The organism is Cryobacterium sp. TMT1-66-1, from assembly GCF_004403435.1.
Taxonomy (GTDB): domain Bacteria; phylum Actinomycetota; class Actinomycetes; order Actinomycetales; family Microbacteriaceae; genus Cryobacterium; species Cryobacterium flavum.
This window is the reverse complement of record NZ_SOGP01000021.1, coordinates 128,192-140,720: the sequence shown is the minus strand read 5'-3', so window position 1 is coordinate 140,720 and position 12,529 is coordinate 128,192. Positions and strand designations below refer to the sequence as shown.

Here is a 12,529-nt window from a genome sequence, read left to right as displayed (position 1 = left end):
CACCCCCTTCTTTCTGAACGTGCAATACCAAGTGTGAGGTGAACGATGACCACAATGGTCACCACCAAGCCCTCAATGTGGAAGAACTATTCCACCTGGGCAAACCGTCATCGCAAGTGGCTCTTCGCCTCCCCAGCGATGATCTTCGTCGGGCTGCTCATCGCGGTGCCGCTGGGCTGGACGCTGTACCTCAGCGTGACGGACTCCGAGGGCTCGGTGCGCGCAGCATCCAACCTGGTCGGATTCAGCAACTACGTCGAGGTGCTCACCGACACGGATCGCTTCTGGCCCGCCGTGATGCGCACGTTCGTCTTCACCGGCGGAGCGCTGGCCATTGAGCTTGTCCTCGGCATGTGCATCGCCCTGCTGCTCTGGCGCCCGTTCCGCGGCGAGAAATGGGTTCGCGTCGCGATCCTGCTGCCCCTGGTCGCCACCCCGGTCGCCGTCGGCATGATGTGGCGCCTCATCTTCGACCCGAACATCGGCTTCGCCAACCAGGTGCTCAGCTGGATCGGTATTCCGGCCCAGCCCTGGCTGTCCGGCCAGTACACCGCCCTGCCGACGCTCATGTTCGTCGATATCTGGCAGTGGACACCGATGGTCGTACTGATGCTGCTCGCCGGCCTCACCTCACTCTCCGACGAACCCGACGAAGCTGCGCGCATTGACGGCGCCAACGCCTGGCAGCGATTCTGGTTCGTCACTCTGCCACTCCTGCGGGCCACCGTCATCGTGACCATCGTGCTGCGCGGAATCGACGCCCTCAAGACCTTCGACATCCTCTATGCCACCAAGGGCAAGGGCGGCGGGTCATTCCACGAAGTCGAGACGCTGAACATCTATGCCTTCGGCCTGAGCTTCGACTACAACGACTACGGGATCGCGTCCACCGTGCTGATCCTGTTCTTCCTGCTCATCATCGCGATCATGTGGGTACTCACCTACCGCAGAAAGGCGAACCGGTCATGACAACGACCCTGCCAGCCCGTCCTGTCACCCAGACTCCGCGCCCGGTCGCGATTGCACCGCGGCGCCGCAAACCGCGAGCGTACAAAATCTTTCGGGTCGTCGCCCTCACCCTCACGGTGCTGCTGTTCGTCGCTCCGCTGGTCTGGATGTTCGTCGCGTCACTCAAGACCAATGTCGACATCTACGACGCCAGCAAGACCCTGTTCTTCACGCCGACGCTCGACAACTACGACAACGTGCTCAGCCGCAATAACTATTTCGGATTCATCTTCAATAGTTTCTGGGTGGCGCTGTTGTCCACCGTCTTCTCCCTGCTCATCGGAGTTCCGGCCGCCTACGCGATGAGTCGTTTCGCAATGCACCGCTCCGCGCTGGTCGTCCTCATGGCACGCATCATTCCGGGCGTCAGCCTGCTCGTGCCGTGGTACTTCATCTTCGCCAACATGCGCATGGTCGGCGGCTTCGGCGTGCTGATTCTCTCGCACATGTTCGTCGCCCTGCCGCTCATCGTGTACATCATGATCAGCTACTTCGACTCGACTCCGCTCGAACTGGAGGAGCAGGCGCAGGTGGACGGCCTCACCCACATCGGCGCGTTCCTACGGATCACCCTGCCGCTGTCGGTTCCGGGACTCGCGACAGCCGGCATCCTCTCCTTTATCTTTTCGTGGAACAATTTCATGTTCGCGCTGGTGCTCTCCGGCGCGAATACCAAGACCCTGCCGGTGGCGATCTTCAACTTCGTCTCGTATGCCAGCATCGACTGGGGAAGCCTGATGGCGGCAGCCGTCGTGGTCACCGTTCCGATCATGGTCATCGCGCTGTTCACCCAGAAGTACATCGTGTCCGGCCTCACCGCCGGTGCGACCAAGGGCTGAGAGTGGGCCTCCCGCCGATCGTCGTCATGGGGGTGCAGGGCTCTGGCAAATCGACCATCGGTGAATTTCTGGCCGAGCGCCTCGGCGCCCGGTTCCTCGACGGCGATACCCTGCACCCCGCCGCGAACAAGGCCACCATGGCCGCCGGAAACGCGCTGCAGGATGAACACCGGCTGCCGTGGCTGCATGAGGTGGGGCGCTGCCTGGCCGGGGACTACCCGAACGGCATCGTCATCGCCTGCTCGGCCCTCAAACGCAGTTACCGCGACCTGCTGCGCGATCACGCCGTTGACCTGTTCGTGGTTGATCCGGAAGGGTCGATCGACCTGATCGCAGCCCGGCTACGCGCACGCACCCACGAATTCATGCCTCCCGCGCTGCTGCAATCGCAGTTCGACACGCTCGAGGTACGCACAGACGATGAACGCGGCGTAACCGTGGACATCGTCGAACCGCCCGGCACCATCGTCGAACGGATCCTTGCGGCTCTCGCCGCCGAAACAGAAAGCGGTGAGGCTGCCCGTGTCACACATTGAACGAGTGGAAACTTTTCTCGTGGCACCCCGTTGGCTATTCGTGCGGCTTGAAACCAGCGATGGCGTCGTCGGCTGGGGCGAAGCCAGCCTGGAAGGGCATTCGGATGCCGTGCGCGCGGTCGTCGAACAGTTCGCGGAATATCTCATCGGCGCCGACCCCGACCGCATTGAAGACCACTGGCAGGTATTGACCAAGAGCGGTTTCTACCGCGGTGGACCGGTGTTCGGCAGCGCTGTCTCCGGCATCGACCAGGCTCTGTGGGACCTCAAGGGCAAGTCGCTCGGGGTACCGGTCTACCAGCTGCTCGGCGGCGCGGTGCGCGATCGCATCCGCATGTACGGCTGGGTCGGCGGCGACGACCCGAGCGGCATCGCCGACGCGATCGCGGCGCAGATGGCCGTGGGGCTGACCGCCGTCAAGATGAACGCCTCCGGCATCATGAGCCGAGTCGGCACGGTCGCTGAAATCGACGGTGTGCTCGAACGGGTCGCCGCAGCGCGGGCCGTGCTCGGCCCCGACCGTGATGTGGCCGTGGACTTTCACGGTCGGTTCACGCTCGCCAATACCCGCCGGATCGCCCCGTTGCTCGAACCCCTGCGACCGTTCTTCATTGAAGAACCGGTCGTGCCGGAGAATTCCCACCTGATTGGTCAGCTGGCCCAGGCCACCTCGATTCCGATCGCGACCGGGGAGCGGCTCTACACCCGGCAGGATTTTCTGCCTGTGTTCGAGGCTGGCATCGCCGTGGCGCAGCCCGACCTCTCCCATGCCGGCGGAATCTCCGAAGTACGCCGCATCGCGGCGATGGCCGAGGTGTACGACGTACAGCTGGCGCCGCACTGCCCGCTTGGCCCGATCGCGCTCGCCGCCTGCCTGCAGGTGGGCTTCGCCACTCCCAACTACCTGATTCAGGAGCAGAGCATCGGCATCCATTACAACCAGGGCGCCGAAGTTCTCGATTACGTGCTCGACAAGGAGCCATTGAAATTCGTCAACGGAAACATTGAACTGTTGACCGACCCCGGTCTCGGCATCGAGATTGACGAGGCCGCAGTACGGGCCGCCGACTCGCGCGGGCACACGTGGCGGTCGCCGATCTGGCGGCACGCGGACGGCGCACTGGCGGAGTGGTGACGGCCATCACCGTGCCGAGCCCCCTTCTGATGACACGCACGACCAAGGAGAACCATGAAGATCGACAGAGCAGAAGTCATCGTCACCAGCCCGGATCGCAATTTCGTGACCCTGCGCCTCACCACCGACGACGGGCTCGTCGGGCTCGGTGACGCCACCTTGAACGGCCGCGAACTGGCCGTGGTGGCCTACCTGCAGGAGCATGTCGTGCCGCTGTTGCTCGGCGCCGACGCCCACCGCATCGAAGACACCTGGCAGTTTCTCTATCGCAGCGCCTACTGGCGCCGGGGCCCTGTCACCATGGCCGCGATTGCCGCCGTTGACGTGGCGCTCTGGGATCTTAAAGCGCAGGCCGCCGGGATGCCGCTGTACCAGCTGCTCGGGGGAGCCAGCCGGGACAAAATTCTCGCCTACGGTCACGCATCGGGGCGCGACCTGCCCGAACTGTTCGATTCCATCCGCAATCACCAGGCGCTCGGCTACCGGGCCATCCGGGTGCAGACTGCCATCCCCGGCCTGAAAGCCATCTACGGCGTTGCCGCGCAAACCCAGACCAGCGGCAAACGCTACGACTACGAACCGGCCCAGCGTGCGGCCAGGCCTGCGGAGGAAGACTGGGACACCCGCGCCTACCTGCGGCACCTGCCGACCGTGTTCGAGGGGGTTCGCGGCGAGTTCGGCGCCGAACTGCCCCTGCTGCACGACGGTCATCACCGGATGACGCCGATCCAGGCCGCGAGACTCGGTAAGTCGCTTGAACCGTACGATCTGTTCTGGCTCGAAGACTGCACCCCGGCCGAAAACCAGGATGCCCTGCGGCTGGTGCGCTCGCATACCACCACCCCGCTCGCGATCGGTGAGGTCTTCAACACGGTCTGGGACTACCAAACCCTGATCAAGGACCAGCTCATCGACTACGTGCGGTCGGCGGTCACCCACACCGGTGGTATTTCGCCCCTGAAGAAGATTCTTGACTACGCCGCCCAGTACCAGATCAAGTCCGGCATTCACGGCCCGACCGACATCTCCCCGGTGGGCATGGCGGCGGCGCTGCACCTCGACCTGGCCATTCACAACTTTGGAATCCAGGAGTACATGCAACACGGCGACGCCACCAACAGCGTTTTCGAACAGTCCTTCAGCTTTTCCGACGGCTACCTGCACCCCGGTAACAAGCCCGGCCTGGGCGTTCAGCTGAACGTGGACGAGGCCGGCAAATACCCGTACCAGACGGCGTACCTGCCCTTCAATCGTCTGGCCGACGGCACCGTTCACGACTGGTAAGGCAAGCCGACGACACGCCCGGGCTGCAGGGGTGGCTCGAACTGTGTAGGATTGAAACGAACTTCGGCGAGGGATAGTGTCGTGCCTGCATTCTGGGCCGGCGGCATCCGTTATCGACGCGGCGGACGAGGCCTTGGGCTTTTCCTCACGCTGACATGCGTTCGAGTTGAATCAGTACCCCTCTTTTTCGGGCTTCGGCCCGTGAACCACGATCTGGGCTTAGGCCCCGCAAGGAGAAATACCATGGCTAGAGAAGTTACCGCCGTCGAGGCAGACCTCCGCACGAACTTCGGCAAGGGTGCGGCCCGCAAGCTGCGCGTACTCGGCAAGATCCCGGCCGTCATCTACGGCCACGGCACCGATCCGGTGCACGTGTCGCTGCCCGCCCACCGCATCGCCCTGCTGCTGCGTCGCGCCAACATGCTCCTCGAGCTCGACATTGAAGGCGCCAAGCAGCTCGTGCTGGTCAAGGACGTGCAGAAGGACCCGGTGAAGGCCATCATCGAGCACATCGACCTCGTCGTCGTGCGCAAGGGTGAAAAGGTTCAGGTTGAAGTTCAGGTGCACATGTCCGGCGAGTCCTTCGCCGGCACGATCGCCGACTTCGACACCAAGACCCTGTTGCTCGAGGTTGAAGCCACCGACATCCCCGAGAACGTCACCGTGTCGATCGAAGGCCTCGAAGACGGCGCCCAGATTCACGCCAAGGACGTTCCGCTGCCCACCGGCGCCGTGCTCATCTCCGATGAAGACGCTCTCGTCGCGTACATCCACACCCCGCGTGGCGAAGACGAAGAAGAGGCCGAGACCGAGGTCATCACGGCCGGCACCCCGGCCGCTACGCCTCCCGCCGCGTAGCACTTATCATCAACTGGTTCCGTCTGGGCTTTCGCCCGCTTACACGGAGGAATCCCCTGGATACGAACCTGTGGCTCGTAGTCGGGCTCGGCAACCCCGGGCCCGACTACGCCGGAAATCGGCACAACGTCGGCCAGATGGTGACGGCGCAGCTCGCCGATCGTCTCACGTCGAACTTCAAGCGTCACAAAACGGCCGCCCTCGTCGCCGAGGGACGCCTCTCACCGGGTGGCCCCAAACTGGTGCTGGCCAAGCCCACCACGTTCATGAACGTCTCCGGCAGCCCGGTCGCCGCCCTGCTGCGCTTCTATTCGCTGCCCGTCTCCCGGCTCATCGTCGTGCACGACGACCTGGACCTGCCCTTTGACACGCTCAAGATCAAGGTCGGCGGGGGTCACGGCGGTCACAACGGCCTGCGCGACATCATCGCCGCCACCGGAACCAACGAATTCATTCGCATTCGCATGGGCATCGGGCGTCCGCCGGGTCGCCAGAACCCGGCCGATTTCGTGCTGCACGACTTTGTCGCTGCCGAGCGCAGCATTCTGCCCAACCTCATAGCGGATGCCGCCGACGCGGTCGAACTGATCGCCTCCGACGGCGTCGTGGCCGCGCAGCAGAAGTTTCACTCGCCCTCCTAGGCTGCGTAGACTCGTTCAGTGATCCTTCAGGGCTTAATCGCAGCGCTCGCGCGCGCCTCCACGTTCGATAACGCCCTCGCCTATGCCAGCCGGGACGCTGATTTCTCTCTGACCGAGGGCCTGCGTGCCCCGTTGCTGGCCGCGCTGCTCGACCTGCGCCGGGACGATGCCCAGGCCCTGTTCGTCATCACCGCGACCGGCCGCGAATCCGAGGCGCTGCGCGAGAACCTCGGCTGCTTCGCCACGAGCGCTGAAATCATTGACTTTCCGGCCTGGGAAACCCTGCCGCACGAACGGCTCAGTCCGAGCGCCGAGATCGTCGGCAAGCGCCTGCACGCGCTCCGCCGCATGCGCGAGTGGCAGGCGCAAGACGCGAGCGAGCGGTATCCGCTTATCGTCGTCGCCTCGGTGCGGGCCGCGCTGCAGCCGGTCGCCGACAACCTCACCGACTACGAACCGATCGAGCTCACGGTCGGCGGGCGCGGGCACGACCTCGCGGCGATCGTGCTGCAACTGGTCAACGTTGCCTACGCCCGGGTCGACATGGTCACCCGGCGTGGCGAGTTCGCTGTGCGCGGCGGCATCCTCGACGTATTCCCGCCGGTCGCCTCGCACCCGTACCGGGTGGAGTTCTTCGGCGACGAGGTCGAGCAGATTCGCCTGTTCAGTGTTGCCGACCAGCGTTCACTGCCCGAGCCGGTCGAGTCGGTCAGCCTGCCGCCGAGCCGGGAACTGCTGCTGAGCCCCGCGGTGCGGCAGCGTGCCCGTGAAATGCAGCACGAGTTTCCGAGCCTGGCCGGACTGCTGGCCAAGATCGCCGAGGGAATCCCGGTCGAGGGCATGGAAAGCCTCGCTCCCGCCCTGGTCGACCGGCTGGTGCCGGTCACCCACTACCTGCCGACCAACGCCGCCGTCGCCGTGATCTCGCCGGAACGGGTCGCGAGCCGGGCCATCAGCCTCGCCGAAACCAACCGCGAATTCCTCGGTGCAGCGTGGAGCGCCGCCACGGCCGGTGCCGACGCCCCGATCGACCTCGAATCCGGTGATTTTCTCACCCTCGGGCGCCTGCGCGACAGCGTGAAGTACTCGGCGCCGGGGGCGCCCGCCACCGGTCACAGCTGGTGGACCCTGAGCACTTTTCAGGCAGCGCCGACCGATGCGCCCGTCTTGCCCGAACACCTTGAGATGGACGAACTGCTCACCATTCGCATCGAAGCGGATGCCGTCCCTACCTTCGCCGGCAGCGTCGACGGCGCCGTCGGGCACGTCGCAAGCCGGCTGCACGACGGTTGGGTCGTCGGCATCGTCGCCCAGGGCACCGGCCTCGTGGAACGAGCCGCGCAGGTGCTCGCGGAGCGTGAACTGCCGGTGCGCGTCGTGGACGTGTGGCCGCTGGAGCCGGAACCGGGTATCGCCTACCTGCTGAAAGCATCCGTTGATCACGGTTTCGAACTGCCGCAGAGCAAGCTCGCGCTGATCAGCGAGAGCGAGTTCTACGGTCGCACGGTCGGATATGACGCGCGTCAGATCAAGAAGCTCGCCAGTCGCCGCAAGAATGTCGTCGACCCGCTGCAGCTGGTGGCTGGCGACCACGTGGTGCACCAGACGCACGGTATCGGCCGTTTTCTCGAACTGACCCAACGTGAGGTGTCCAGTGGTGGCCGCAACCCGGTCAAGACCACTCGGGAATACCTCGTGCTGGAATACGCGCCATCGAAGCGCGGGCACGCCGGCGACCGGCTCTATGTGCCGACCGACCAACTCGACTTGGTCACGCGCTACGTCGGCGGTGAAGCGCCGACCCTGAGCAAAATGGGCGGCAGCGACTGGTCCAGTGCCAAGACCAAGGCACGTAAGGCGGTGCGGGACATCGCCGTCGAACTCGTCAAGCTCTATTCGGCGCGCATGGCCAGCAAGGGGCACGCGTTCGGGCCGGACACCCCGTGGCAGCGCGAGCTCGAAGAAGCCTTTCCGTTCGTGGAGACGCCCGACCAGCTCACCACGATCGACGAGGTCAAGGCCGATATGGAACGGCCTATCCCGATGGACCGACTGCTCAGCGGCGACGTCGGTTTCGGCAAGACCGAGGTTGCTATTCGCGCAGCGTTCAAGGCCGTGCAGGACGGCAAGCAGGTGGCCATGCTCGTGCCGACCACCCTGCTGGTCAGCCAGCACATGGAAACCTTCAAGGAACGCTTCGCCGGATTCCCCATTCACCTGCGGGCCCTGTCGCGGTTTCAGACCGACAAGGAGTCGCGCGAGACGATCGCCGGCATGCTCGACGGCACCGTCGACGTCGTCATCGGAACGCACCGGCTGCTGTCGCCGTCGATCATATTCAAAGACCTCGGCCTGGTCATCATCGACGAGGAGCAGCGCTTCGGCGTCGAGCACAAGGACGCCCTGAAGAAGCTCAAGACCAACGTTGACATTCTTGCGATGAGCGCGACGCCCATCCCGCGGTCCCTGGAAATGGCGGTCACCGGCATCCGCGAGATGTCGACCCTGGCGACTCCGCCCGAAGACCGGCACCCCATTTTGACGTTTGTGGGGCCGTATTCGCAGCGGCAGGTGGCCGCGGCCATCCGTCGTGAGCTGCTGCGCGAGGGCCAGATCTTCTTCGTGCACAACCGGGTGACCAGCATCAACCGCATCGCCGCGCAGATTGCCGAACTCGTGCCGGAGGCACGCATCGCAGTGGCACACGGACAGCTGCCAGAGGCACAGCTCGAACAGGTGGTCGGTGACTTCTGGGAGCGCAAGTTCGACATCCTGGTCTGCACCACGATCATTGAGACCGGCCTCGACATCAACAACGCCAACACCATCATCATCGACCGCGCCGACAAGTTCGGGCTGAGCCAACTGCACCAGCTGCGCGGTCGGGTCGGTCGCGGGCGCGAACGGGCCTACGCCTACTTTCTCTACGACGAGAACAAGCCACTGTCGGAGACCGCGCACGACCGGCTCGCCACCATTGCGGCAAACAACGAGCTCGGCGCCGGCATGCAGGTGGCCTTGAAAGACCTCGAGATTCGCGGTGCCGGCAATCTGCTTGGCGGGGAGCAGGCCGGCCACATCGCGGGGGTCGGCTTCGACCTGTACCTGCGCATGATCGGTGAGGCCGTGTCGACGTTCCGCGGCGATGTGGCCGAGGGGCAGACCGAGCTGCGGCTGGAGCTGCCGGTGGACGCGCATATTCCGCACGACTTCGTCGACAGTGAGCGGTTGCGCCTCGAGGCCTATCAGAAGCTTTCCAGCGCAAGCTCGCCCACCGCGACCGACGACCAGATCGACCTCGTGCTCGACGAACTCACCGACCGATATGGTGAGCCGCCCGTGCCGGTGCAGAACCTCGTGGCCGTGTCCCGGCTGCGCTGGCAGGCCCAGCAGGCCAACCTCAGCGAGGTCGTCGCCATGGGGTCGAACCTGCGTGTGGCACCGGCCGACCTGGCCGACTCGATCCAGGTGCGATTACAGCGGATGTATCCCGGCTCGCGTTACGTGTCGGCCACGGGGGCGCTCAGCGTGCCGATGCCGCGGCCGAACGGCGAGCCGCTCGATGACAACGCCCTGATCGAGTGGACGAAGACGCTGCTCGCCGCGATCTTTCCGCCGCCCGTGCCGGCAGTTGCGGGGCCGGCCTGACTTCAGGGGCTTCTCCGCGGTGCGCGGGTGTTGCGCCGGTGCGCGCGAGGCACACCTCCCACGCACTGGCGCAGGTCCAGCGCCTCGCGTGGCGCGGCAGTTCTGGCCAGACCGGAACTCCCGCGCACTGGCGCAGGTCCCGCGCAGCGTGCTCGGTCGGACCCGTATCAGTGCCGGATCTCCCGCGCACTGGCGTACCTCCGGCGCACTGCGACACGGCCGAACGGATGCCCGCTACCGGAACCCCCGCGCACTGGCGCAGGTCCCGCGCGGCCGACTCGAGTGGTGCTCAGCAACGGAACGTGTCGGGCGCTATCGGGCTTCTTCCGACTGGTAGACATCCGGAATGCCATCGTTGTCGCTGTCGATGGCTTCCTTCTCGGCGATCCGACCGTAGTGGCGGTTACGCGAACGCAGGATAGCCGTGGACAGCAAGGCGGCCAGGAGCGAACCGACCAGAATGGCGACCTTGGCGTGGTCGTCGTGCGGGCTGCCCTGGCCGAAGGCCAGTTCGCTGATCAGTAGGGAGACGGTGAAACCGACGCCGGCCAGCAGGGAGACGCCGATGACGTCGATCCAGGCCAGGTCGGGGTCGAGCGTGGCCTTGGTGGTTTTGGTGACGATGAAAGTTGCCAGCAGCACACCGATCGGCTTGCCGACGACGAGAGCGACGACGATGCCGATCGCAACCGGGTCGGTGATCGCCTGATACAGGCCGGCTGCGCCGCCAAGGGTGACGCCGGCCGAGAAGAAGGCGAATACGGGAATCGCGAATCCGCTGGAGAGCGGGCGAATGCGATGTTCCAAAGTTTCGGCCAGACCGGGCCCGGCGTCGGGCCCACCGCCACGCTTGCTGCGCAGTACCGGCACGGCGAAGCCCAGCAGCACCCCGGCTACGGTCGCGTGCACGCCGGAACCGTGCACGAGCGCCCAGACGATGAAACCGAGAGGCAGAAGTAGCGTCCACGCCGCCCAAGCCCGCGTTCCGAAGAAGTAGGAGAACTTGTGGGTCAACACCCAGAACAGGGCCAGCGGCACGATCGCGAGCAGCAGCAGCGGAACATTCATGTCGGTCGTGTAGAAGAAGGCGATGATCGCGATGGCGAGCAGGTCGTCGACCACGGCGAGGGTCAGCAGAAAGATGCGCAGGGCCGGCGGGAGCTTTGAGCCGATCACGGCGAGCACGGCGAGAGCGAAGGCGATGTCGGTCGCGGTAGGGATCGCCCAGCCGCGCAGCGTCTCAGCTCCGGTTTCGAGGTTGATCAGCACGTAGATGACCGCGGGGATGATTACTCCACCCACGGCGGCGGCCACCGGCACGATGGCGCGGTTGACGCTGCGCAAGTCACCCGCAACGAATTCGCGTTTGAGCTCGAGCCCGGCGAGGAAGAAGAAGATCGCGAGGAATCCGTCAGCCGCCCAGGCGCCGAGGCTCAGCTCGAGGTGCCAAGGTGTGTAGCCGATCTTGTAGTCGCGAAAGGCATAGTAGGCGTCGGAGAATCCGGAGTTGGCCATGATGAGCGCGGCCACGGTGGCGGCGAGCAGAATGGCTCCGCCGACGGTTTCTTTGCGCAGGATACCGGAGATGCGCACAAACTCGTTGTGGCTGCCGCGGCGCAGAATGATCGCGGTTGACGGTGCAGATTTCGGGGGCGTAGGCAGATTGGATGGTTCGGTCATAAGAATTCCTCTGGTGTTTCGAGCGCGCACAAGCAACTGCCGACCAGACTTCCCGGCTCACCGTGCACCAGAATACACGACGTACCTGAGCGACCCTCTGGCAGCAGGCCCGCCTACGATTGAAACGACGATCCAGGAGTGCTGACCATGACGAACCCGCTGTTTTCCTCCGCCCCCGCACCGAAGCACGAGGTGCCGACGAGCTCGCTCGACACGCTCATCGCGACCGTCGCGCGGCTGCGCGCTCCCGGCGGATGCCCGTGGGACGCCGACCAGACGCACGCCTCGCTCGTGCGCCACCTGGTCGAGGAGACCCATGAACTGATCGAGGCGATCGAGGTCGGCAGTCGTGACGATCTGCTCGAAGAACTCGGTGATGTGCTCTACCAGGTGCTCTTTCACGCCGACCTGGCCGCGCACACGCCCGAGGAGGACTTCGATATTCAGGAAGTCGCTGCCCGGCTGACCGAGAAGATGGTCGGGCGGCACCCGCACGTGTTCGGTGATGTCACGCTGGAGACGGCGGAGGAGGTCTCGGCCGCCTGGGACGGTTTCAAGGCCGAGGAGAAGCCGGGGCGCACGAGTGTGCTCGACGGTATTCCGACCGGCATGCCGGCGCTGGCGCTCGCCGACAAGGTGCTCGGTCGGGCCGAGAAGATCGGCCTGCTCGATGCTGACGAGGGCTTCCCTCTTCCGATCGAGTCCGAGGCCGACCTCGGGCCGCTGCTGTTGGCCATTGTGGCGTCGGCTCGCTCTCAGGGCCTCGACGCGGAGCGTGCCCTGCGCGCCGCCGTGCGCGATCTGCAGGTGGAGATCCGCGGAGCGGAAGCCCCCACAGCTTCAGGCAACGCGGTCGATGACGACGCCTTCGACGCCGGAATCATCGCCTTCCCTTCCTGA

Annotated in this window: 10 protein-coding genes; 9 read left to right on the top strand and 1 reads right to left on the bottom strand. The window is 65.1% G+C overall.

From position 1 onward, the window contains the following. Positions 1-45 precede the first annotated feature (45 nt). The 8 genes from E3T29_RS14840 (at position 46) to mfd (ending at position 9,949) form a co-directional block, all read left to right on the top strand. Entirely contained in the window at positions 46-969 is a 924-nt protein-coding gene (locus E3T29_RS14840; protein WP_233197388.1) for a carbohydrate ABC transporter permease, read from the top strand. Beyond that, positions 966-1,847: a carbohydrate ABC transporter permease gene (locus E3T29_RS14835; RefSeq protein WP_092340648.1), complete on the top strand. Its 882-nt coding sequence runs from the start codon at positions 966-968 to the stop codon at positions 1,845-1,847. The genes E3T29_RS14840 and E3T29_RS14835 overlap by 4 nt, the downstream gene beginning before the upstream one ends. A gap of 2 nt (positions 1,848-1,849) precedes the next feature. Then, positions 1,850-2,383, top strand: a complete 534-nt coding sequence (locus tag E3T29_RS14830) for a gluconokinase (protein ID WP_241987840.1) — start codon at positions 1,850-1,852, stop codon at positions 2,381-2,383. Beyond that, positions 2,370-3,518, top strand: a complete 1,149-nt coding sequence (dgoD, locus tag E3T29_RS14825) for a galactonate dehydratase (protein ID WP_134346357.1) — start codon at positions 2,370-2,372, stop codon at positions 3,516-3,518. Before E3T29_RS14830 ends, dgoD begins: the two co-directional genes overlap by 14 nt. A gap of 54 nt (positions 3,519-3,572) precedes the next feature. Further along, on the top strand, positions 3,573-4,802 hold the full coding sequence (manD, locus tag E3T29_RS14820; RefSeq protein WP_134346356.1) for a D-mannonate dehydratase ManD: 1,230 nt from the start codon (positions 3,573-3,575) through the stop codon (positions 4,800-4,802). Between the two features lie 243 nt (positions 4,803-5,045). Continuing rightward, a complete protein-coding gene (locus E3T29_RS14815) occupies positions 5,046-5,660 on the top strand; it encodes a 50S ribosomal protein L25/general stress protein Ctc (protein WP_134346355.1) in 615 nt (204 codons plus the stop codon). 56 nt (positions 5,661-5,716) lie between these two features. Further along, positions 5,717-6,301 carry an aminoacyl-tRNA hydrolase gene (pth, locus tag E3T29_RS14810; RefSeq protein ID WP_134346354.1) on the top strand — a complete coding sequence of 195 codons (585 nt, stop codon included), beginning with the start codon at positions 5,717-5,719 and terminating at the stop codon, positions 6,299-6,301. A gap of 18 nt (positions 6,302-6,319) precedes the next feature. Further along, positions 6,320-9,949, top strand: a complete 3,630-nt coding sequence (gene mfd / locus E3T29_RS14805; RefSeq protein WP_134346353.1) for a transcription-repair coupling factor — start codon at positions 6,320-6,322, stop codon at positions 9,947-9,949. A 312-nt stretch (positions 9,950-10,261) separates the two neighbouring features. On the opposite strand, the gene nhaA is transcribed toward mfd, so the two are convergent. Beyond that, complete coding sequence (gene nhaA, locus E3T29_RS14800) at positions 10,262-11,629, bottom strand: Na+/H+ antiporter NhaA (RefSeq protein ID WP_134346352.1); 1,368 nt, start codon at positions 11,627-11,629, stop codon at positions 10,262-10,264. 147 nt (positions 11,630-11,776) lie between these two features. Between nhaA and E3T29_RS14795 the strand changes: the two genes are divergently transcribed. Further along, positions 11,777-12,529 (top strand): MazG family protein, encoded by a 753-nt coding sequence (locus E3T29_RS14795; protein WP_134346351.1) that lies wholly within the window; start codon positions 11,777-11,779, stop codon positions 12,527-12,529.